The following is a 22,378-nucleotide window of genomic DNA, read 5'->3' as shown; positions in this document are numbered from 1 at the left end:
GTGAGCGACGGCCCGGCGGGCGGTGTCAGCGCGCGTCGGCCATGGTGCGGCGCGCGACCAGGGCGGCGACCTCGCGGGTGAGCGCGGCCCGCTCCTCGTGGCGGGCCCGGTTCTCGAGGGTGGCGGCCCAGGCGTTGTCGCGCGCGGTGCGGATGTTGGCGTCGCCGACGACGCGGCGCTGCACGGTGACGGCCACGTCGGCCGCGGCAGCGACGAGGGCGCGGGAGGCGTTGACGAAGCCGGCGGGCAGGGCCGGCTCGGCGGCAGCGGTCCGGATGGTGGCCACGGGAACTCCACATCGATCGCTCGGACGGGAACGGGGGGGCGGGGCGCCGGGAAACATTTTGCCCCGGACCCATGATGATCGGACCGCATTTCCGGTGCGTGACCGTCATGTCAACGCGCCGTGGGATCCACCGATCAGATGAGGTGTCCCAGCACAGCGGGGCCGGCCGCCCGGTACCGGTGTGACCGAAGTGACAGAGGGCCGCCGAGCAGGCCGCATTATGCCCGAGCCCACCTCGTGAGGCGCGCCATACCCCGGGGGCCCTTGCGCGACTGCCACCTCCTAGAGTCGGGCCAAGGACACCCGGAGAGGGGAGTCATTACGTGACATCCGATCAGCAGGCGGAAGCGGGTTCTGGCGGACCGCAGAACGTGCTGGAGGAGATCCTCGCCGGCGTGCGCGAGGACGTGGCGGCCCGGCAGGAGCAGGTGCCGCTGGAGCAGGTCCGGGAGCTGGCGGCGGCGGCGCCACCGGCCATCGACGCGTACGCGGCGTTACGCAAGCCCGGCGTCGCGGTGATCGCTGAGGTGAAGCGGTCGTCGCCGTCGAAGGGCGCGCTGGCCGACATCCCCGACCCGGCGGAGCTGGCCGGGGAGTACGCGGCGGGCGGCGCCCGGTGCATCAGCGTGCTCACCGAGGGCCGGTGGTTCGGCGGGTCGCTCGACGACCTCAAGGCCGTCCGCGCCTCGGTGCAGATCCCGGTCCTGCGCAAGGACTTCGTGGTCTCCAGCTATCAGGTGCACGAGGCGCGCGCGCACGGCGCCGACCTGGTGCTGCTCATCGTGGCGGCGCTCGAGCAGAACGTGCTCGTCGGCCTGCTCGAGCGCATCGAGTCGCTCGGCATGACGGCGCTCGTCGAGGTGCACAACGAGGAGGAGGCCGACCGCGCGCTCGAGGCGAACGCCAAGGTCATCGGGGTGAACGCCCGCGACCTGCGCACGCTCGAGGTGGACCGCTCGGTGTTCGAGCGGATCGCGCCCGGCCTGCCCGGCAACGTCGTGAAGATCGCCGAGTCGGGGGTCCGCGGGCCGCACGACCTGATCCGGTACGCCTCGGCGGGCGCCGACGCGGTTCTGGTGGGTGAGGGCCTGGTGACCCAGAAGTCGCCGCGCGACGCGGTGGCCGAGCTGGTCAACGCGGGCAACCACCCGGCGACGCCGAGGCCGGTCCGATGAGCGCCCCGGTGCTTCCCGACCTGTCCGGGCACTTCGGCCGCTACGGCGGGCGGTTCGTTCCCGAGGCGCTCGTGCGGGCGCTCGACGAGCTCGACGCCGCGTACCGGTCGGCCAAGGCGGACCCGGTGTTCCAGGCGCACTTCGCCGATCTGCTGCTCAACTACGCCGGCACGCCGTCGCTGCTCTACCGGGCCGAGCGGCTGTCCGAGCGGATCGGCGCGGAGATCTGGCTCAAGCGCGAGGACCTCAACCACACCGGCGCGCACAAGGTGCGCAACGTGCTGGGGCAGGCCCTGCTCGCCAAGCGGATGGGCAAGCCACGCGTGATCGCCGAGACCGGCGCGGGTCAGCACGGCGTGGCCAGCGCGACCGCGGCCGCGCTGCTCGACCTCGAGTGCGTCGTCTACATGGGCGAGACCGACACCGAGCGGCAGGCGCTGAACGTGGCGCGCATGCGCATGCTGGGCGCGACGGTCGTTCCGGTGACCAACGGGTCCCGTACGCTCAAGGACGCCCTCAACGAGGCCCTGCGCGACTGGGTGGCCAGCGTCGACACCACCCACTACCTGCTCGGCACGGCCGCCGGCCCGCACCCGTTCCCCGAGATCGTGCGCGACTTCGTGGGCGGCATCGGCGTCGAGGCGCGCGAGCAGTGCCTGGCCCAGCTGGGCCGGCTGCCCGACGCGGTGGCGGCCTGCGTGGGCGGCGGCTCCAACGCGATCGGCATCTTCCACGCGTTCGTCCCCGACGAGTCCGTGCAGCTGTACGGGTTCGAGGCGGGCGGCGACGGCGTGGCGACCGGCCGGCACGCGGCGTCGATCACCGGGGGCTCGTCCGGGGTGCTGCACGGCGCCCGCACGTACGTGCTGCAGGACGAGGACGGCCAGACCGTGGAGTCGCACTCGATCTCGGCGGGCCTCGACTATCCGGGCGTCGGCCCGGAGCACGCGTGGCTGCACGACACCGGCCGCGCGGAGTACGAGCCGGTGACCGACGCCGAGGCGATGTCCGCGTTCCAGCTGCTGTGCCGCACCGAGGGCATCATCCCGGCCATCGAGAGCGCGCACGCGCTGGCCGGCGCCGCCCGGATCGCCCCGCGGCTGCGCGAGGAGCTGGGCCGCACGCCGACCATCGTGGTCAACCTGTCCGGCCGCGGCGACAAGGACGTGCACACCGCCGGGGCGTACTTCGGGATTCTGGATCCGGTCGAGGCCGTCGTTCCGGGGGAGAACACGTGAGCATCGCGGAGATCTTCGGCAAGGCGCGCGCCGAGGGCCGGAGCCTGCTGATCGGCTGCATGCCGGCCGGCTTCCCGACCGTCGACGACAGCATCGCGTCGATGATCGCGATGCACGAGGCCGGCTGCGACGTCATCGAGGTCGAGCTGCCCTACTCCGACCCGGTCATGGACGGCCCGGTCATTCAGCGGGCCAGCGACATCGCGCTGAGCCGCGGCGTGCGCACCCGCGACACGCTGCGGATCATCGAGGCGGTCGCGGGCGCGGGCGCCCCGGTCGTGCTGATGACGTACTGGAACCCCATCGAGAAGTACGGGGTGAACGCGTTCGCCCGCGACCTGGCCGCGGCCGGCGCCACCGGCATGATCACGCCGGACCTGATCCCGGACGAGGCGGCCGAGTGGATCGCGGCCGCCGACGAGCACCGTCTCGACCGGACGTTCCTGGTGTCGCCGTCGTCGACCGACGAGCGGATCGCGATGACGGTCGCGCAGTGCCGGGGCTTCGTCTATGCGACCGCGCTGATGGGTGTCACCGGCGCCCGTACGTCGGTGTCGCAGCAGGCGCCCGACCTGGTCGACCGGATCCGCCACGTCAACCCGGACATGCCGGTCGGCGTGGGCCTGGGTGTCGGCACCGGGGCGCAGGCCGCCCAGGTGGCCGGCTTCGCCGACGGGGTGATCGTGGGCAGCGCGCTGATCCGCTGCGTGCTCGAGGCGCCCGACCGGGCCGCCGGGCTCTCCCGTCTCCGCGCCCTGAGCGCGGAACTGGCCGAGGGTGTGCGTAACCCGGCGAAGTGAAGCGGTAGCGTGTGCATCCGTGAACCTCGCCGCGATCCCGAGTCCGACGACGTCCGTCTGGCACGTGCTCGGCCTGCCCGTGCGGGCCTATGCGATCTGCATCGTGCTGGGCATCGTCGCGTCCTGCCTGATCATGGAGTATCGGCTGCGCAGCCGGGGTGTGGCCCGGTGGGCGTCGCTCGACATCGCGGTGTGGGCGGTGCCGTTCGGCATCGTCGGCGCCCGGCTCTACCACCTGGCGACGTCCCCGCAGGACTACTTCGGCTCCGGCGGTGACCCGATCCGCGCCTTCTACATCTGGGAGGGCGGCCTGGGCATCTGGGGCGCGGTGCTCGGCGGCGCGGTCGGCGCGTGGCTGGGCGCCCGTCAGCTCGGCCTGCCGCTGGGCGTGGTCGCCGACGCGCTGGCGCCCGGCCTGCCCGTCGGCCAGGCGATCGGCCGGCTCGGCAACTGGTTCAACAACGAGTTGTACGGCAGCCAGACGTCGTTGCCGTGGGGTCTCGAGGTCCACGACATGGACCGCTCGAACCCCGGGCACGCCACGGTGATCGACGGGCAGGCGGTGACGCTGCCCGGCGCCTACCACCCGACGTTCCTCTACGAGCTGCTCTGGGACCTCGGGGTCGCGCTGCTGGTCTATCTGGCCGACCGCAGGTTCAAGTTCGGCCGCGGCCGCGCGTTCGCGCTCTACGTGATGGCCTACACCGTGGGCCGGGCGTGGATCGAGATGCTGCGCGTCGACGAGGCCAACCACCTGTTCGGCATCCGGCTCAACGTGTTCACCTCGATCGTCGTGTTCCTCGGCGCGCTGATCTACTTCCTGGTCGTGCGCGGCCCCCGGGCGTACGTGGTGCCCGACGACGCGCCCGAGACCGAGCCCGCCCCGGCCGCCGGAGGCGACGTTTCGCAGGTCGACGTGACCGGCGGCGACGCGCCCGCCGCGGCCCCGAAGCGCTACCAGGTGGTCAGCGAGGCCCGGTTCCAGGCCTACCAGCGCACGGGCATCCTGCCGCCCGACACCCCCGCCGACATGGCCGAGGAGATCGCGGCCGGCGGTCACCCGGTGGAGCGCGATCCCGCCGGCCCGGCCGGGCTGGGAGCGGCCGTGCTGGCCACGGGCGCGGCCGCCGGGTCGCAGCCGGAGGCCGACCGCGGCGACGCGGATCCGGAACAGCGCCAAGACGAACGCTGAGCGACGTGCGCACAGCCGCGGTGGTGGGCGCGGGCATGGCCGGACTGGCCACCGCCGGAGCCCTCGCGCGCTGCGGCTGGCGCGTGGTCCTGCTGGAGCGCGGCGAGCGGATCAGCGCCTCGCCCACGGCGTTGGTGCTGTGGGGCAACGGGCGCCGCGCGCTGGAGGCGCTCGACCCGGAGGGTGGCTGGTCGGCCATCGCGGCCCCGCTGCCCGACGGCGGGGTGCGCCGCCCCGACGGCCAGTGGCTGGTCGCGCCGCGCGGGCGCACCGGCGCCGGCCCCGCTCCCGCGGCCGTGCACCTCGAGGACCTCTACGACGCGTTGGTGGCCGGCCTCGGCGACCTGATCGAGATCCGTACAGGCTTCCCGGTCACCACGGTCCGCACCGGCCCCCGGCAGCGACCCGTGGTCGGCGACGGCCGCACCGAGATCGAGGCCGACCTGGTCGTGGCGGCGGACGGCATCGACAGCGCGGTCCGGCACGCCCTGGCGCCCGAGTCGATGGCGGTCGGGTCGGGCTTCGCCGCGTGGCAGGCCGTCGTCCCCGCCTACCGGGTGCCCAGGCTGCCCGCCGACCAGGCCGCCGGCGGCGAGACGCTAGGCGCCGGTTACCGCTTCGTGTCGATCCCGCTGGGCGAGCACGCCGCGGGCCGGGGCGGCGTGTCCTGGGTCGCCACGGCCGCCGGCGCGCCGCGTCCCGAGCCGCCCGCGACCCAGCTCGCGCTGCTGCGGCGCTGGTTCGCCGGCTGGCACCCGCCCGTGGGCGACCTGCTGGCCGCCACCCACGCCGAGGACCTGGTGCCGCAGGAGGTCCGCGAGCTGCGGCCGCTGCCCCGGGCGTACGGGTTCGGCTCCGGGCCGGGCGGCGTGGTGCTGCTCGGCGACGCCGCGCACGCGATGCCGCACCACCTGGGGCAGGGCGCCTGCCTGGCCTTCGAGGACGCCGCGACGCTGCGCTCGCTGGTGGCCGATGCGGCCCCGGGCGCGCAGCTGACCGCCGCGGTGGAGGCCTACAGCCGTACCCGCCGGCCCCGCACGACCAACGTGGTGCGGCAGACCCGGCGCATGTCCGCGGTGGTGCAGGCCCGCGGCCGGCTGGCCCTGCGCGCCCGGGACGCGGCGCTGAGCCACATGCGCCCGCGCATCCTCGGCGCGCCCGCCCCCGACTGGATCCCGCCGGATTGATCACCTGGATCACGACGCCACCGGAAGATCGTTTACGATCCCCGGCGTGCTTGCTCCCCTGACGGCCCTGCTGGCCCTCGCCCCCCTGCCCGTCGCTCAGGCGCCCGCGGAGCCCGCGCCCACGAACGTGCGGCTGTCCTGGGTCTCCGCCGACCACCAACAGTTCGCCGTGACGTGGGACGAGACCGGCGACGTCCGCAACGTGGTCGAGCTCGTGCCGGTGGACGGCCACGTGGCGGTCGAGCGGCGGGAGGCGGTCGCGGCCGGGCAGCCCAACCGGCTGGTCTACAACTCGAGGTACGGTTTCGACCCCGATCACGACTACCGGGTCCGGGTGACCGTCGTGGACGCCGACGACACCGCGCTCAGCGACCCGGCCACCTCGCCGGTGTTCGACACCGACCGCCCGGCGCCCCCGGCCGTCACCAGCGTCGTTCCGCGGGTCGACGGGTCGATCCGCTTCGCCTGGGTGCCGCGGGGCTACACCGACCACAACCCGGGCGACCCGCTCGACGTGCCGGCCGGCCCGGTGCGCTGGCGGGCGACGACCTCCTCGTTCGAGCTCAACGAGTACTACCCGCAGGGTCCCGAGTTCGCCGGAGCAGGCTCGTACGTGCTGACCGGCCCGCCGGCCCGGCCGCCGGTGGAGGTCGGCCTGGAGACGACCCCCAACGAGTGGGGCTCGGCGCGGAGCCTCGAGCTGGTCGCCGGCACCACGGTGACCGCGAAGCTCCCGGCGACCGCGACCGTCGGAGGCACGCTGTCCGTGACCGGCAAGGTCACCCGGGTCAGCCGGATCTGCGATCCGGGGGTGTGCTCGCCCTACGAGGAGCCCGACAAGGGCCGGGAGGTCAAGCTCCAGGCCCGGTCCGGCGCGGACGGCCAGTGGCGGACCGTGTCCACCGGCCGGTCGCTGGCGGACGGCACGTTCTCGGTGCGGACCGCCTTCACGGCCACGGGCGACTACCGGGTCGTCGCCCTGCCGGTCGCCGGTCAGGGGCCGAGCGCGCGAGGCGCCAAGGCGTACGGGCAGACGACCGCGACGACGGTCGCCGGGGTCACCGGCCCGACCGGCGACGGGGGAAACGAGGGCGGCGGTGGCGGGGGCGGCGGTCTCCCGATCACGGGCGCGCCGGTGGTGTGGATCGGCGTGCTGGGCGGCCTGCTCGTCCTGGGAGGCGCGGGGCTGGCCTTCGCCGGGCGGCTGCGCCGGCGCGCCGGCTCGAGCTGATCGGCCCGCGCTGGGGTCGAGCCGACGGGGTCGCGACGCGGCCGTGACGTCGCTACGATCCCCGCGTGATCGCCTCTCTCGCTGCCGTGCTCGCGCTGACGCCCGCCCTGGCGCCCGGGCTGGCGCCCGCGCCGCTCGCTCCGGCTCCCACCGACGTCACGCTCGCCTGGACAGCGGACCCCGGCGCCACCGGCTTCGAGGTCACCTGGAAGGAAACCGGTGACTTCCGCAACCTGGTCAACCTCGTCTACGCCAACGGCGTGGACTCCGGCCACCTCAACCAGTTCGTGGAGGCGGGGCAGCCCAACCGCGTGCGGATCCCCAACGAGCTCGACCCGAGCGACTGGCGGATCCGGGTGGCGATCATCGACGCGGACGGCACGGTGCTCAGCGAGCCGGGCTTCTCGGCCGAGTTCGACACCGACCTGGGGCCCTACCTGGCCATCACCAGCGCCGTCCCGCAGGTCGACGGCAGCGTCCGCTTCGCCTGGAAGCTGGAGCCCTACACCGACTCCAACCCGGGCGACCCGCTCGACCGGCCCGCCGTCGTGCCGCCCTACCAGCCGGTCGTGCGCCCCGTGCCCGGCGACGACGTCGTGCCGCTGGGCCCGCCGGTGCGCGGGGCCGGCTCGCTGGTCGTGCGCGGCCGCACCGCCCCGCTGATCGTGGGCGTGATCATGCGGCGGAACGAGTGGTCCCTCAGCGACGAGGCGTTCGCCGAGATCAACGGCAGCCGCGTGACGGCGGACCTTCCCGCGTCGGCCACCACCGGCGGCCGGCTCACCGTGACGGGCAAGGCGGTGCAGGTCGGCCACGTCTGCGAACCGGGCTTCTGTCACATCGAATCCGGCGAGTATCCCAACCGGAACCGCGAGCTCAAGCTCCAGGCGCGCGCCGGCGCCGGCGCCCCCTGGCAGACCGTGGCGACGACGAAGACCGGTGCCGACGGCACGTACACGGTCAGCACCGCCTTCGCCGGGACGCGCGACTACCGGGTGATCGCCCTGCCGGTCGCCTGGGTCCGGGCGAAGCAGGGGCTGACGTACGCCGAGTCGGCCGCCGGCACCGTGCGCGGCGTTCCCGGCCCGGCCACCGGCGGCGGTGACGGCGGAACCGACGACGGCGGCCAGGGCGGCGGCCTGCCGATCACCGGCCCGCCGGTGATGTGGATCGCGCTGGCCGGCGGTCTGCTGCTGGCCGGCGGCGTCCTGCTGCGCCGCCGCGCTTCGTAGCAGAGCGCCGGCGGATGACGCCGAAGGGGTCGCGACGCGCTCGTGTCGTCGTTACGATCCGCGCGTGCTCGTCTCTCTTGCCATGCTGATGGCCCTGACGCCCGGGCCCACCGATGTCTCGCTCGCGTGGACCCCGGGCGCGGGCCCCGGCTTCGAGGTCACCTGGAACGAGGCCGGTGACGTGCGCAACCGCGTCGACGTCGTGAACGCCGACGGCTCCGCCACGAACTACGCGAGCCAGTTCGTGGCGGCGGGCGCGCCCAACCGGCTGGTGATGAGCAACAGCATCGGCCCCGGCGACTACCGGATCCGCGTGACCGTGGTCGACGAGGACGGCACGGTGCTCAGCGAGCCGGGCGACTCGGCCGAGTTCGACACCGACCGTACGCCGGTCCCGGTCATCACGAGCGCCGTCCCGCGCGTGGACGGCACCGTCCGGTACACCTGGGTGCCGGGCCCCTACACCGACACCAACCCGGGCGACCCGCTCGACGTGCCGGCCGACGGCCGGCCGGTCTACCAGCCGGTCGTCAGCCCGCCGGTCGCCAACGACTACGAGCTGGTGGGCCCGCGGGTGCGCGGGGCCGGCTCGCTGGTCGTCCGCGACCGTCCCGCGCCGCTGTTCGTGGGGCTGCTCACGGTGGAGAACGAGTGGTCCGGCAGCCGCGGCGCGATCGCCGAGGTCAACGGCACCCGGGTGACGGCGAAGATTCCCGCGTCGGCCACCCCCGGCGGCCGGCTGACCGTGACGGGGCGGGCCGAGCAGGCGCTCCGGGCCTGCGACATGGCCGCCTGCGAGCCCGTCGAGTGGCCCGACCCCGGCCGCGAGCTCACCTTGCAGGCCCGGGCGGGTGGCTCGGCGCCGTGGCAGGCGGTCGCGAAGACGAAGAGCCGCGCGGACGGCACGTACACGTTCACCAGCACCTTCGCCGGGACGCGCGACTACCGGGTGATCGCCCTGCCGGTCGCCTGGGTCCCGGAGAAGCAGGCGCGGGCGTACGCCGAATCGCCCGCCCGCACCGTGCGCGGCACCACCGGGCCGGTCGAGGGTGGCGGCGGCGGGCAGGACGGTGGGCAGGGCGGCGGCCAGGGTGGCGGGCTGCCGATCACCGGAGCGCCGGTGCTGTGGATCGCAGGGGCCGGCGGTCTGCTGGTCGCCCTCGGCGTGGTGTTCGCCGCACTCGGCAGGCGCCGCCGCCGCGCGTCATAGCCAGCTCGCGGCAGGCGCCGCCGCCGCGCGTCATAGCCGGCTCGCGGCAGGCGCCGCCGACGGGCGTCACAGCGGGGCGGCGGCCGGCTCCCCGATGCAGGCGGTGCCGACGCGGCGGAACCCCACCTTGGTGTAGAGGCGGGCGACGTCGTCGTCGCCGGCCGACAGGAACACCAGCCCGACGCCGTCGTCCAGCGCGCGGCGGGCGAGCGCGGCGGTCAGCTGTGACGCGTATCCCCGCCGCCGCGCCGAGGGCAGCGTCGCCACGCCCGCAATCTCGGCCACGTCGCCGGAGCGCATGACGGCGCCGGTGGCGAGGATGCCGTCGGGGGTGTCGACCACGGCCGTGTGGTAGTCGCCGGACGCGCTGCGTTCCTGCTGGCTGGCGACCAGCGCGGCGCTGAGCTGGCGGGTGGCGGCGTCCCGCTCGGCCGGCCCGGCGGGCAGCGTGAGCAGCGACCCGCCCGGGGGCGCCTGCGGGTCGGCGGGCGCGCCGAAGGCGAGCTGGGCCACCGCGCGCGACGCGGCCAGGTCGGTGGCGAACGACTGCGCGCCGGGGTCGAGGAAGCGGATCGAGCCGCCGTCGACGGGCAGGTCGGGCACGAGCGCGGCCGGGTCGAGCACGAGCAGCGGCGCGAGCAGCACGTCGAGCCCGGCCGAGCGGGCGACCGCCAGCAGGTCCGGCGTGGTCTCGTGGACCCACTCGAACGCCTCGGGGACGCCCAGCTCTCGTTGCCTCTGGCGCACCGCAGTAATATCGGCCGCGGAGGGAGTGCTCGCCCCGATGCGGGGGCGGGCGTAGTAGGGCCAGCCTTCGCCCTCGCGGACGAAAAGCACCAGCCCGCCGATCTCCTCGGCTCGTGCATAGGGCCGGGGCAAGGCGTCGTAAAAACGCTCGAGCCTGACGAAGACGTCGGTATCCTGTTGCGCCACCGCGCGAGACTACCCAACTCCAGCGGATGTCCGGCCACCGATTTATGCCGCGACAGCCGATGACAAGTGTGATCCATCCGCACTGGCGGAGATCGGCATCCACTAACGTAGACTCGAGAGACTTTGCAGGGCCGACGTCGTCCCGACCTTGAAGCGAAACACCAGTGACGACAGGAGGCCCGGTGGCTTTTCCGCACCCCCAGGGGCTTTACGACCCCGCCCAGGAGCGCGACGCCTGCGGTGTGGCCTTCGTGGCCGACCTGTACGGCCGGCGTTCCCACGATGTGGTCGCCAAGGGTCTGTCGGCGCTGATCCGGCTCGACCACCGGGGCGCGCGTGGCGCCGAGCACAACACCGGCGACGGCGCCGGCATCATGATTCAGGTCCCCGACGAGTTCTATCGCGCGGTGGCCGGCTTCGACCTGCCGCCCGCCGGGCAGTACGCGACGGGCCTGGCCTTCCTGCCCACCGACGCCGGCGACCGCGCGCGGGCGATCAAGGTCTTCGAGAAGTACGCGCTGGTCGAGGGCGGCGAGGTGCTCGGCTGGCGGGAGGTGCCGGTCCGTCCCGAGGGCCTCGGCCAGACCGCCGAGGACGCCCGGCCCGCCATCATGCAGGTGTTCCTGGCCGCGCACCGGCTCACCGGCTCCGCCGCGGGCCCGGCCGGCGCGCGGCTGAGCGGCATCGAGCTCGACCGGGTGGCGTTCATCATCCGCAAGCAGGCCGAGCGGGAGTCCTCGCAGCGCGGCGTGGCGGCGTACTTCCCGTCGCTGTCCTCGCGCACGATCACCTACAAGGGCATGCTCACGCCCGACCAGCTGCCGGCGTTCTTCCCCGACCTGATCGACGAGCGCGTCTCCAGCGCGATCGCCCTGGTGCACTCCCGCTTCGCCACCAACACGTTCCCGGCGTGGCCGCTGGCCCACCCGTACCGCTTCATCGCCCACAACGGCGAGATCAACACCATCCGCGGCAACAAGAACTGGATGGCCGCCCGCGAGGCGCTGCTGCGGTCCAAGGTGCTGCCCGGCAACATCAAGCGGCTGTTCCCGATCAACACGCCCGAGGCGTCCGACTCGGCCAGCTTCGACGAGGTGCTCGAGCTGCTGCACCTGTCGGGCCGCAGCCTGCCGCACGCCATGCTGATGATGATTCCCGAGGCGTGGGAGAACGACCCGGGCATGGAGCCGAAGCGGCGCGCGTTCTACCGCTTCCACGCCAGCCTGATGGAGCCCTGGGACGGCCCCGCGAGCGTGGCCTTCACCGACGGCACGATCATCGGCGCGGTGCTCGACCGCAACGGGCTGCGTCCCGGCCGCTGGTGGCACACCTCCGACGGGCTGGTCGTGCTCGGCTCCGAGGCGGGCGTGCTCGACCTCGACCCGGCCTCCGTGGTCGCCAAGGGCCGTCTGCAGCCGGGCAAGATGTTCCTGGTCGACACCGCCGCGGGCCGCATCGTCCACGACGACGAGATCAAGGAAGGGCTGGCCGCCGCCGAGCCGTACGACGAGTGGCTGCACGCGGGGCTGATCCAGCTCGACGACCTGCCGCCGCGCGAGCACATCGTCTACACCCACGACTCGGTCACCCGCCGCCAGCAGGTCTTCGGCTACTCCGAGGAGGAGCTCAAGATCCTCATCGGGCCGATGGCGCGCACCGGCGCGGAACCGCTCGGCTCGATGGGCACCGACACCCCGATCTCGCCGCTGTCGAAGCGCCCGCGGCTGCTGTTCGACTACTTCCACCAGCTGTTCGCGCAGGTGACGAACCCGCCGCTGGACGCGATCCGCGAGGAGCTGGTCACCAGCCTGTCCACCACGATCGGTCCCGAGGGCAACCTGCTCGACCCGGGCCCGGCGTCGTGCCGCCAGATCGTGCTGCCGTACCCGATCATCGACAACGACGAGCTGGCCAAGCTGCTGTCGATCGACGAGGACGGCGACCTGCCCGGCTTCAAGGCCGTGCGCGTCTCGGGTCTGTACCCGCTGCGCGACGGCGCCGAGGGCATCAAGGCGCGGCTGACCCAGATCTGCCGGCACGTGTCCGAGGCGATCGAGGACGGCGTACGGATCCTCGTGCTCAGCGACCGCGACTCCAACGCCGACCTGGCGCCGATCCCGTCGCTGCTGCTCACCGCCGCGGTGCACCAGCACCTGGTGCGCGAGCAGACCCGGACGCAGGTCGCCCTGGTCGTCGAGTCGGGCGACTGCCGCGAGGTGCACCACGCCGCCGTGCTCATCGGCTACGGCGCCGCCGCGGTGAACCCGTACCTGGCCTTCGAGTCGGTCGACGACCTCATCGCCACCGGCCCGCTCGCCGGGCTCGACCCGAAGACCGCGGTGCGCAACTACGTCAAGGCGCTCGGCAAGGGCGTCCTGAAGATCATGTCGAAGATGGGCATCTCGACGGTGTCCTCCTACTGCGGCGCGCAGGTGTTCGAGGCGGTCGGGCTCGACAACAAGCTGCTGCAGCGCTACTTCGCGGGCACCAACGGGCGCATCGGCGGCTCCGGGCTGGCCGACATCCACGCCGAGGTCAAGGCGCGCCACGAGAAGGCGTACCCGTCGAACCCGGCCGAGCGCACCCACCGGCGCCTCGAGGTGGGCGGCGAGTACCAGTGGCGCCGCGAGGGCGAGGTCCACCTGTTCAACCCCGAGACCGTGTTCCTGCTGCAGCACGCCACCCGCTCCAAGCAGTACGACGTGTTCCGCAAGTACACGTCCAAGGTCGACGAGCTGGCCGCCGAGGCCGGCTCGCTGCGCGGGCTGTTCGAGTTCAAGAGCCGCACGCCCGTGCCGATCGACGAGGTGGAGCCCGCGTCCGAGATCGTCAAGCGGTTCGCCACCGGCGCCATGTCGTACGGGTCGATCTCCGCGGAGTCGCACGAGACGCTCGCGATCGCCATGAACCGGCTCGGCGGCAAGTCCAACACCGGCGAGGGCGGCGAGGACGTCGAGCGCCTCTACGACCCGGCCCGCCGGTCCGCCGTCAAGCAGATCGCCTCCGGCCGGTTCGGCGTGACCAGCGAATACCTGGTCAACGCCGACGACCTGCAGATCAAGATGGCGCAGGGCGCGAAGCCCGGCGAGGGCGGTCAGCTGCCCGGCAACAAGGTGTGGCCGTGGATCGCCAAGACCCGGCACGCCACCCCGGGCGTCGGGCTGATCTCGCCGCCGCCGCACCACGACATCTACTCCATCGAGGACCTCGCGCAGCTGGTCCACGACCTCAAGATGGTCAACCCGGCGTCGCGGGTGCACGTCAAGCTGGTCAGCGAGATCGGCGTCGGCACCGTCGCGGCCGGCGTCGCCAAGCTCAAGGCCGACGTCATCCTGATCTCCGGCCACGACGGCGGCACCGGCGCGTCCCCGCTGAACTCGCTCAAGCACGCCGGCTCCCCGTGGGAGCTGGGCTTGGCCGAGGCGCAGCAGACGCTGCTGCTCAACAAGCTGCGCGACCGGGTCACCGTGCAGGTCGACGGCCAGCTCAAGACCGGCCGCGACGTGGTCGTGGCCGCGCTGCTGGGCGCCGAGGAGTTCGGCTTCGCCACCGCCCCGCTGATCGTCAGCGGCTGCATCATGATGCGCGTCTGCCACCTCGACACCTGCCCGGTCGGCATCGCCACCCAGAACCCGGTGCTGCGCGAGCGGTTCACCGGCAAGCCCGAGTTCGTCGAGAACTTCTTCTGGTTCATCGCCGAGGAGGTCCGCGAGTACCTGGCCGAGCTGGGCTTCCGCAGCATCGACGAGGCGATCGGCCACGCCGAGGTCCTCGACGTGCGGCCCGCCGTCAACCACTGGAAGGCCCAGGGCCTCGACCTGTCGCCGGTGCTGTACGTGCCCGAGCTGCCCGCGGGCGCCGAGCGCCGCGGGGTCCACGCCCAGGACCACGGCCTCGAGAAGGCGCTGGACAACAAGCTCATCGAGCTCGCCCAGCCCGCCCTCACCGGCGGAGCGGCGGTGCGTGAGGAGCTCGCGGTCCGCAACGACCACCGCAGCGTGGGCGCGATGCTCGGCGGCGAGGTCACCCGCCGCTTCGGCGGGGCCGGGCTGCCCGACGACACCATCACGTTCACCCTGCGCGGCACGGGCGGGCAGTCGTTCGGCGCGTTCCTGCCCCGCGGGGTCACGCTGCGGCTGATCGGCGACACCAACGACTACGTCGCCAAGGGCCTGTCCGGCGGCCGGGTCGTCGTGCGGCCCGCCGACGACGCGCCGTTCGTGGCCGAGGAGAACATCATCGCCGGCAACACCATCCTGTACGGCGCCACCGGCGGCGAGCTGTTCCTGCGCGGCCGCGCCGGCGAGCGGTTCGCCGTGCGCAACTCCGGCGGCACCGCGGTCGTCGAGGGCGTCGGCGACCACGGCTGCGAGTACATGACCGGCGGCACGGTCGTCGTGCTCGGCCCGACCGGGCGCAACTTCGCCGCCGGCATGAGCGGCGGCACGGCGTTCGTGCTCGACCTCGCGCCGGCCCGGGTCAACCCCGAGCTGGTCGACCTGACCCCGCTCACCGGCGAGGAGCAGGAGACCCTGCGCGGCCTGGTCGAGAAGCACCACATCGAGACCGGCTCGGCCGTCGCCGAGCGGCTGCTCAAGGAGTGGCCCGCGGCCGTCGAGCGGTTCACCGCCGTCGTGCCGCGTGACTACAAGCGCGTGATGGAACTGATCAGGACCGCCGAAGCCGCCGGTCGCAACGTCGACGAGGCGGTCATGGGGGTCAAGAGTGCCTGATCCGAACGGTTTCCTTCGCTACGAGCGGCAGCTGCCCAAGCGCCGCCCGGTGCCGGTGCGCATCCAGGACTGGCACGAGGTCTACCCGCCCGCCGGTGAGGAGCTCATCCGCGACCAGGCCACCCGGTGCATGGACTGCGGCATCCCGTTCTGCCACGAGGGCTGCCCGCTGGGCAACCGCATCCCCGACTGGAACGACCTGGTCCGCACCGGCGCATGGGAGGCGGCGGCCGAGTCGCTGCACGCCACCAACAACTTCCCCGAGTTCACCGGACGGCTGTGCCCCGCCCCGTGCGAGGCGGCCTGCGTGCTCGGCATCGCCGATGACCCGGTCACCATCAAGCAGGTCGAGGTCGAGATCGCCAACCACGCGTTCGACCTGGGGTACGTACGCCCGCAGCCCGCCCCGGCCGCGACCGGCAAGAAGGTCGCGATCGTCGGCTCCGGCCCCGCCGGCCTGGCCGCCGCCCAGCAGCTGGCCCGCGCCGGCCACGCCGTGACGGTCTACGAGCGCGACGACCGCATCGGCGGCCTGCTGCGCTACGGCATCCCCGACTTCAAAATCGAGAAGCACGTGGTCGACGCCCGTCTCGCCCAGATGGCCGCCGAGGGCGTCGTCTTCGAGACCGGCGTCGAGGTCGGCGTCGACGTGACGGCCGACGACCTGCGCGACCGGTTCGACGCGGTGCTGCTCGCCGTCGGCGCCCTGGCCGGCCGCGACACCCACGAGACGCCGGGCCGCTCGCTCAACGGGGTGCACCTGGCCATGGAGCACCTGGTGCCCGCCAACCGGGTGGTCGCCGGCCTGCAGGAGACGACCCCGATCGACGCCAAGGGCAAGCACGTGGTGATCATCGGCGGCGGCGACACCGGCGCCGACTGCCTCGGCGTGGCCCACCGCCAGGGCGCCGCGAACGTCATCCAGCTCGACCAGTACCCGCTGCCCCCGTCGGAGCGGGCCGCCGAGCGCCACCCGTGGCCCACCTGGCCGATCGTCCTGCGCAACTACCCCGCGCACGAGGAGGGCGGCGAACGCGTCTTCGGCGTGGCCGTGCAGGAGTTCGTCGACGACGGCAACGGCAACGTGTGCGCCGTGCGCATCGCCGACGTCACCGTGGAGCGCGTCGACGGCGTCCGCAGGGTGATTCCCGTCGAGGGTTCGGAGCGCGACCTGCCCGCCGACCTGGTGCTGCTGGCGATCGGCTTCGAGGGCACCGAGCAGCAGCCGCTGCTCGAGCAGTTCGGCATCAGCCGCAACCGCCGCGGGGTGCTCGACGCCGACAACACCTGGCAGACCTCGGCCCCCGGCGTGTTCGTGGCCGGCGACATGCACCGCGGAGCCTCGCTGATCGTCTGGGCGATCGCCGAGGGCCGCTCCGCCGCCGCCGCGATCCACGACTACCTGGGCGCCTCCGGCGAACTGCCCGCACCCGTCAGGGCGTCGGCCCAGCCGATCGGCGTCTGAGCTCCTCGTACGCGGCGAGGGTCTGCCTGCCGGCCTCGGTGAGCTGCTCCGGCAGCTCACCGAGCCGGAACCAGCCGATCGCGGTGCACTTGCCCGGCTCCTCGATCTGCGGCGTGCCCCCGACGTGGCGGGCCGTGAAGCTGGCCGACACCCAGTGCTGCCCCTCACCGGGCAGGATGTGATCGGCCACCCCGAGCGAGCCGGTGACCTCCACGGTCATCCCGTACTCCTCGGCGAACTCCCGGACGACGGCGTCGGCCAGCCGCTCCCCGAAGTCCACCATCCCGCCCGGGAACTCCCACAGTCCGGCCTCGTTGCGCGCCCCGGGCCCCCGCCGCGCCAGGAACACTCGCCCGTCGTCGTCGAACACCATCGCCCCGACGCCGACCCCGATGAAGTCGTGCCCCGGCCGGTTCCGCTCGCTCACGACCCTCCTGTCCGACGCCGCCCCTTCGGCCGTACGGACTGTAGTCGCCGCATCGCCGCGGGACGATCCGGCGAGATGTGAAGGGCGTTGCGGAAACCGGGCGCGGGCGGGCCGATAAGCTGAACCCGCGGTCGTCGAAGCCCGCCAGCTCATCCGGTGCAGCGCCCCGTCAGGGAGCCGTCGCCCGACAGACGCAGTTCACCCCGCGGACGGGGGTCGGCCGCCAGGCCGATGAGGAAGAGAGACTAGCCTGATGGCCGTGACACGCCGCGTAAAAATCGTCTGCACCATGGGGCCCGCGACCGCTTCGCCCGAGCGCATGCTCGGCCTCGTCGAGGCGGGTATGGACGTGGCCCGGATGAACTTCAGCCACGGCAGCCACGAGGACCACCAGCAGGTGTACGACCTCGTGCGCAGCTCCGCCGAGCAGGCCGGCCGCGCCGTCGCGGTCCTCGCCGACCTGCAGGGTCCCAAGATCCGCCTGGGCAGGTTCGCCGACGGGCCGCACGTCTGGAACACCGGCGACCTGGTCACCATCACCAGCGAGGACATCCTCGGCACCAAGGAGCGGGTCTCCTGCACCTACCGCAAGCTGCCGCTCGAGGTGAAGCCCGGCGACCGCCTGCTCATCGACGACGGCAAGGTCGCCGTCGAGGTCACCGGCGTCGAGAACCACACCGACATCCGGTGCCTGGTCGTCGAGGGCGGCCCGGTCAGCAACAACAAGGGCGTCTCGCTGCCCAACGTCGCCGTCAGCGTCCCGGCGCTCAGCGACAAGGACGCCGAGGACCTGCGCTTCGCCCTGGGGCTGGGCGTCGACCTCGTCGCGCTGTCGTTCGTGCGCTCGCCCGACGACATCAAGCTCGTCCACGAGATCATGGCCGAGGAGGGGCGCATCGTCCCGGTCATCGCCAAGGTCGAGAAGCCGGAGGCCGTCGAGCACCTCGAGGCCATCGTGCTGGCCTTCGACGGCGTCATGGTGGCCCGCGGCGACCTCGGCGTCGAGCTGCCGCTCGACCAGGTGCCGCTGGTGCAGAAGCGCGCCGTGCAGCTGTGCCGGGAGAACGCCAAGCCGGTCATCGTGGCCACCCAGATGCTCGACTCGATGATCGAGAACTCGCGCCCGACCCGCGCCGAGGCCTCCGACGTCGCCAACGCCGTGCTCGACGGCACCGACGCCGTGATGCTGTCCGGCGAGACCTCGGTCGGCAAGTACCCGGTGCTCACCGTCAGCACGATGGCCAAGATCGTCAGCACCACCGAGGGCGGCTCGATCCCGGTCCCGCGGCTGCAGCACGACCCGCGCACCCACGGCGGCGCGCTGACCGTGGCCGCGTCGCAGATCGCGCGCAACATCGGCGCCAAGGCGCTGGTCGCGTTCTCGCAGACCGGCGACACCGTCCGCCGCCTGTCCCGCCTGCACTGCGAGCTGCCGCTCTACGCGTTCACCCCGGTCCCCGAGGTGCGCAACCAGCTCGCCGTCGCGTGGGGCGTCGAGACGTTCCTCACCGACTTCGTCCAGCACACCGACGACATGTTCCGGCAGGTCGACGCGAAGATGCTGGGCCTCGGGCTGGCCCGGCCCGGCGACTACGTCGTCGTCGTGGCCGGCTCCCCGCCCAACGCGCCCGGCTCCACCAACACCCTGCGCGTGCACCAGCTGGGCTCGCTCACCGACCCGGCCGAGCTGTGACCGAACCGCTCCGCGGACAGGCCGCCGTCGACCAGCTGCTCGAGGTCCTCGACCTCAAGCAGCTGGACGCGGCGACCTTCGTGGGCGAGAGCCCGCAGACCGGCGCCCAGCGCGTCTTCGGCGGCCAGGTCGCCGGGCAGGCCCTGGTCGCCGCCGGGCGTACGGTCGACCCCGAGCGCACCGTGCACTCGCTGCACGGCTACTTCGTCCGCCCGGGCGACCCGAGCGAGCCGATCACGTTCGGGGTCGAGACCATCCGCGACGGCCGCAGCTTCTCGGTGCGCCGCTCCACCGCCCAGCAGCACGGCAAGACGATCTTCTTCATGTCGGCGTCCTTCCAGGTCCGCGAGGAAGGCCTCGACCACCACACCCCCGCGCCCGAGGGCGTTCCCGGGCCGGAGCAGGTGCAGACCATGGCCGACTGGGTGCGCAAGTACCCCAGCCGCGAGGCCGCCTTCAACGCCGCGCCCCGCGCCGTCGACGTGCGCTACGTCAACGACCCCGGCTGGGTGCCGCCCGGCGACCGCAACGCCAGCGAGCAGCAGCGCGTGTGGATGCGCATCGACGGCACGCTGCCCGACGACCCGCTCATCCACGCCTGCGCCCTCACGTACGCCTCCGACCTGTCGCTGCTCGACTCGGTGCTCAGCGTCCACGGCGAGGTGTGGGGCCCCGGCGGCGTCATCGGCGCCAGCCTCGACCACGCGCTGTGGTTCCACCGGCCGTTCCGCGCCGACGACTGGTTCCTGTACGACTGCACGAGCCCGTCGGCGAGCGGCAGCCGCGGCCTGGCCAGCGGCCGCATGTTCACCGAGGACGGCGCGCACATCGCCAGCGCCGTCCAGGAGGGCCTGCTGCGCCGCGTCGGCGAGCGCCGATAGGGAGCCCGCCGGGCGGGATCCCGGCCCGGCGACTGGCCGTCAGCGGATCCCGGCCCGGCGGGGCAGGGGAGACCAAAGCCTCAGCGGCGCTTCTCCGCGCCCTCCACCATCTCCTCCGGCGAGTCCGGCACCCGCGGCGCGTCGTGCGGCACCCGGTTCGCGGCGCCCGGTTTCGCCGTGACCCCCGCCTCGGCGATCCTCGCGTCGAGGTCGCCGGTCGTCCGCACCACCTGCTCGTGGAACGTGTCCGCCCGGTGCCGCGCCCGCGGCTGCCCCTCGAAGTCGGCCAGCCCCGCCGAATAGCCGGCCACCCCGGCCTCCCGCTCCGGCGACAACCGCAACACGTCGTTCCGCGCCGCCGCGACCTCCCGCAGCCGCAGTCCCGTCGTCAGGTCCGCCACCGCGCGCAGCACCGCGAGCGCGCCGAGCGTCACGATCACCGGATCGGCCGTCCGCGCCCACGGGCTCGCCGCGTAGAAGCCGAGTGCGACCTGCAGTACCCCCAGGCACTCCATCAGCCCCCACGTGCGGTCGGTGCCCCGGTTCATCGTCGCCACCGCGACGTCCACCGCGCCGCGCACCATCAGGAACCAGCCGATCAGCGACGCCGGCGTCGTGTACGTCGAGTCCCGGTCCAGCAGCAGCACGACCCCGGTCGCGGTGAACAGCACGGCCATCGACGCGTTCACCCACCACGTCCGCGTCCCCGCCAGCGCCCGGACGACCTCGCACAGCGCCCCGAAGAAGATCACCGGAGCGGCCACGCCCACGATGTCGGCCGGCTCCAGCCGCAGCACGCTCCACCCCACCGCGAGCCACGCCACACCCGCGAACAGCAAAAACCCCCACATGCTCTGCCGCATCACGGACAGGGGCGACGAACCGGACCACAACATGAGGCCTCCACGGCGAAGGTGACCCTGCCATGACAACATCCAGCCGAGCGCGGAACCCGAGGTTCGCCCAGATTCACAGCGGGGTACAAGACGGGCCGCCCCCCACCTCCGGAGAGCCGTGCCCGACGACGACCTCGCTGCCGCCCTGCGCGCCGCCCAGCACGGCGACGCCGCGGGGTTCGCCACGCTCTGGCGCGGACTGCACCCCGCGGTCCTGCGCTACCTGCGCGTGCTGGCCGGCGAGCACGCCGAGGACGCCGCCAGCGAGACCTGGCTGCACGCCATCCGCGACCTCGACCACTTCACCGGCGACCTGCCCGCGTTCCGCGGCTGGCTGTTCCGCATAGCCCGCCATCGCGGCATCGACGAGCAGAGACGCCGATCCCGTACGCGGGAGAGCCCCGCACCCCGCACACCCACCGCACCCGACGCGGCCGCCCAGGCCGCCGAGGGCGCCTCCACCGCCTGGGCCATCGCCATGATCGCCGACCTGCCCACGGACCAGGCCGAGGCCGTCATGCTGCGCGTCGTCGCCGGCCTCGACGTCGCCACCACCGCCGGCATCCTCGGCAAGAAGCCCGGAGCCGTCCGCATCGCCACCATGCGCGGCCTGCGCCGCCTCGCCGCCAACCCCCAGATCCGTACGAGACAGGGGGTGTAACAGAATGCGCGCCCTGAACGCTCTCCTGCGTGCACTGCGCACGCGCCGTACCGGCATCGACCGCGACCAGGCCGACCACATCGCCGCCCACCACCCGGCGGGCGACGACCACCCCGGCCTGGCCGCCCTGCTCGAGGCCGCCCGCGCCCCCGGGACCCCGGAGGAGCTGGCCGCCGAGCAGGACACCGTCGCCGCCTTCGTCGCACACCGCAAGCGTGCTGCCCGCAGCGCCCGACGCCGCAAGACGGCGAGGGTCCGGGCCGTCCTCGTGCCCGTCACGACCGGCCTGGCTCTCCTGCTCCTCGCCGGAACCGCCGTCGCCGCCCGCACCGGCAACCTCCCCGGAGAAGCCCAGCAGCACGCGCACCGCCTGTTCTCGGCGCTGGGCGTACCTGCGCCGAGAACAGGCACCCCCACGCCGTCGCCCACCCGGCCCGCTCCCCGCCCGTCCCTCGACGTCACCGCGCTGGGCTGGTGCCGCGCCTGGAGCGGGGCGCTCGACCGGCCGCTGAGCCGCGAGGACCGCCGCAAACTCAGCGAGGCCGCCGGGGGCGAGGACGACATCGACGAGTACTGCCGTGACCTGCACCGATCCGCGTCGGCCTCGCCGCCCGCGCCGAGCGACCCCGCCACGGCACCGCCGTCGCCGTCGTCGTCGCGGTCGCCCGCGCCTCCGCGGTCGCCCGCACCCTCGCCGTCGGCCGGTGGGTCCGCCACGCCCGGCCCGTCGGCCACCCCGGCCCCGTGGTCGCCGCCGCCTCCCGGCCGGACGCCGGCCCCGCCACCGACCGGCCCGAAGTCGAAGGCCCCGCACGGCAGCCCGTCGCCCGGCGACGAGCCGACACGCAACGGCACCGGCCGCAGCCACTCGCCGTCACCGGAACGAAGCGGGCACCGCCCTGCGTGACCGAGCTCCGTCAATGCCGCGGGTCGTCCCGCCCATTCGCCGCGCTATATGCGCACGGCCGGGGGATTTCGCACGGAGCCGCCCGATGTCGGCGCACTCGTTAACGGAGCCGTAACGCGGACAGGTAGGGACGCGACCATTTCGCGCGACACGATTTCGCGAATCGACGGGCGTGGAGTGAAAGGGAATGATTCCGCGTCGTCGTCAATGCTCTTCGCGCGCCGTTTCCGG

General features: G+C 73.5%; 18 protein-coding genes. 14 read left to right on the top strand and 4 right to left on the bottom strand.

Going from position 1 to position 22,378, the window contains the following annotated elements; translation table 11 throughout:
* Positions 1–25: 25 nt before the first annotated feature.
* On the bottom strand, positions 26–286 hold the full coding sequence (locus ACSNN8_RS36210; protein WP_436654681.1) for a hypothetical protein: 261 nt from the start codon (positions 284–286) through the stop codon (positions 26–28).
* Between the two features lie 371 nt (positions 287–657).
* Between ACSNN8_RS36210 and trpC the strand changes: the two genes are divergently transcribed.
* The 8 genes from trpC to ACSNN8_RS36170 all read left to right on the top strand — a co-directional run bounded on the left by trpC (position 658) and on the right by ACSNN8_RS36170 (position 9,551).
* Positions 658–1,461 (top strand): indole-3-glycerol phosphate synthase TrpC, encoded by an 804-nt coding sequence (trpC, locus tag ACSNN8_RS36205; RefSeq protein ID WP_436655545.1) that lies wholly within the window; start codon positions 658–660, stop codon positions 1,459–1,461.
* The gene (gene trpB, locus ACSNN8_RS36200) at positions 1,458–2,699 is read left to right on the top strand and encodes a tryptophan synthase subunit beta (RefSeq protein WP_436654680.1); all 1,242 of its coding nucleotides are present in this window, start codon (positions 1,458–1,460) and stop codon (positions 2,697–2,699) included. The genes trpC and trpB overlap by 4 nt, the downstream gene beginning before the upstream one ends.
* Positions 2,696–3,499, top strand: a complete 804-nt coding sequence (gene trpA / locus ACSNN8_RS36195) for a tryptophan synthase subunit alpha (protein ID WP_436654679.1) — start codon at positions 2,696–2,698, stop codon at positions 3,497–3,499. Before trpB ends, trpA begins: the two co-directional genes overlap by 4 nt.
* A 19-nt stretch (positions 3,500–3,518) precedes the next feature.
* Entirely contained in the window at positions 3,519–4,691 is a 1,173-nt protein-coding gene (lgt, locus tag ACSNN8_RS36190; RefSeq protein WP_436654678.1) for a prolipoprotein diacylglyceryl transferase, read from the top strand.
* A gap of 5 nt (positions 4,692–4,696) precedes the next feature.
* Positions 4,697–5,878 carry an FAD-dependent oxidoreductase gene (locus ACSNN8_RS36185; protein ID WP_436654677.1) on the top strand — a complete coding sequence of 394 codons (1,182 nt, stop codon included), beginning with the start codon at positions 4,697–4,699 and terminating at the stop codon, positions 5,876–5,878.
* 46 nt (positions 5,879–5,924) lie between these two features.
* Positions 5,925–7,109: a hypothetical protein gene (locus tag ACSNN8_RS36180; RefSeq protein ID WP_436654676.1), complete on the top strand. Its 1,185-nt coding sequence runs from the start codon at positions 5,925–5,927 to the stop codon at positions 7,107–7,109.
* A gap of 65 nt (positions 7,110–7,174) precedes the next feature.
* Entirely contained in the window at positions 7,175–8,341 is a 1,167-nt protein-coding gene (locus ACSNN8_RS36175; RefSeq protein WP_436654675.1) for a hypothetical protein, read from the top strand.
* Between the two features lie 64 nt (positions 8,342–8,405).
* A complete protein-coding gene (locus tag ACSNN8_RS36170) occupies positions 8,406–9,551 on the top strand; it encodes a hypothetical protein (protein WP_436654674.1) in 1,146 nt (381 codons plus the stop codon).
* Positions 9,552–9,617: 66 nt separating this feature from the next.
* Here the strand turns inward: ACSNN8_RS36170 and ACSNN8_RS36165 are convergent, their stop codons facing one another.
* Positions 9,618–10,484, bottom strand: coding sequence for a GNAT family N-acetyltransferase (locus ACSNN8_RS36165; protein ID WP_436654673.1), 867 nt, complete (start codon positions 10,482–10,484; stop codon positions 9,618–9,620).
* Positions 10,485–10,648: 164 nt separating this feature from the next.
* Here ACSNN8_RS36165 and gltB point away from each other — a divergent pair, with 164 nt between their 5' ends.
* Together gltB and ACSNN8_RS36155 are read left to right on the top strand one after the other, a co-directional pair.
* A complete protein-coding gene (gene gltB / locus ACSNN8_RS36160; RefSeq protein WP_436654672.1) occupies positions 10,649–15,217 on the top strand; it encodes a glutamate synthase large subunit in 4,569 nt (1,522 codons plus the stop codon).
* Complete coding sequence (locus tag ACSNN8_RS36155; protein WP_436654671.1) at positions 15,210–16,682, top strand: glutamate synthase subunit beta; 1,473 nt, start codon at positions 15,210–15,212, stop codon at positions 16,680–16,682. Before gltB ends, ACSNN8_RS36155 begins: the two co-directional genes overlap by 8 nt.
* Here ACSNN8_RS36155 and ACSNN8_RS36150 read toward each other — a convergent pair.
* On the bottom strand, positions 16,651–17,109 hold the full coding sequence (locus ACSNN8_RS36150; protein ID WP_436654670.1) for an NUDIX domain-containing protein: 459 nt from the start codon (positions 17,107–17,109) through the stop codon (positions 16,651–16,653). The two genes, ACSNN8_RS36155 and ACSNN8_RS36150, sit on opposite strands and share 32 nt — an antisense overlap.
* 253 nt (positions 17,110–17,362) lie before the next feature.
* On the opposite strand from ACSNN8_RS36150, the gene pyk reads away from it, so the two are divergent.
* Entirely contained in the window at positions 17,363–18,802 is a 1,440-nt protein-coding gene (gene pyk, locus ACSNN8_RS36145; RefSeq protein WP_436654669.1) for a pyruvate kinase, read from the top strand.
* Positions 18,799–19,683 (top strand): acyl-CoA thioesterase, encoded by an 885-nt coding sequence (locus tag ACSNN8_RS36140; RefSeq protein ID WP_436654668.1) that lies wholly within the window; start codon positions 18,799–18,801, stop codon positions 19,681–19,683. The genes pyk and ACSNN8_RS36140 overlap by 4 nt, the downstream gene beginning before the upstream one ends.
* Before the next feature lie 80 nt (positions 19,684–19,763).
* Here the strand turns inward: ACSNN8_RS36140 and ACSNN8_RS36135 are convergent, their stop codons facing one another.
* On the bottom strand, positions 19,764–20,579 hold the full coding sequence (locus ACSNN8_RS36135) for a DUF308 domain-containing protein (RefSeq protein WP_436654667.1): 816 nt from the start codon (positions 20,577–20,579) through the stop codon (positions 19,764–19,766).
* Positions 20,580–20,697: 118 nt separating this feature from the next.
* Between ACSNN8_RS36135 and ACSNN8_RS36130 the strand changes: the two genes are divergently transcribed.
* Both ACSNN8_RS36130 and ACSNN8_RS36125 read left to right on the top strand, forming a co-directional pair.
* Entirely contained in the window at positions 20,698–21,240 is a 543-nt protein-coding gene (locus tag ACSNN8_RS36130; RefSeq protein ID WP_436654666.1) for an RNA polymerase sigma factor, read from the top strand.
* Positions 21,241–21,244: 4 nt separating this feature from the next.
* Positions 21,245–22,147, top strand: a complete 903-nt coding sequence (locus ACSNN8_RS36125; protein WP_436654665.1) for a hypothetical protein — start codon at positions 21,245–21,247, stop codon at positions 22,145–22,147.
* The last annotated feature ends 231 nt before the right edge of the window (positions 22,148–22,378 follow it).

Origin of the sequence: Actinoplanes sp. URMC 104 (genome assembly GCF_051386375.1) — a bacterium.
Taxonomy (GTDB): Bacteria; Actinomycetota; Actinomycetes; order Mycobacteriales; family Micromonosporaceae; genus Actinoplanes.
The sequence above is the reverse complement of the archived record's forward strand: the minus strand, read 5'-3'. Positions and strand labels throughout refer to the sequence as shown.

Coding starts and splice junctions, on each gene's coding strand:
- pyk (WP_436654669.1), top strand. CDS start 17,363: ATGGCCGTGACACGCCGCGTAAAAATCGTCTGCACCATGGGGCCCGCG.
- trpB (WP_436654680.1), top strand. CDS start 1,458: ATGAGCGCCCCGGTGCTTCCCGACCTGTCCGGGCACTTCGGCCGCTAC.
- ACSNN8_RS36135 (WP_436654667.1), bottom strand. CDS start 20,579: ATGTTGTGGTCCGGTTCGTCGCCCCTGTCCGTGATGCGGCAGAGCATG.
- ACSNN8_RS36125 (WP_436654665.1), top strand. CDS start 21,245: ATGCGCGCCCTGAACGCTCTCCTGCGTGCACTGCGCACGCGCCGTACC.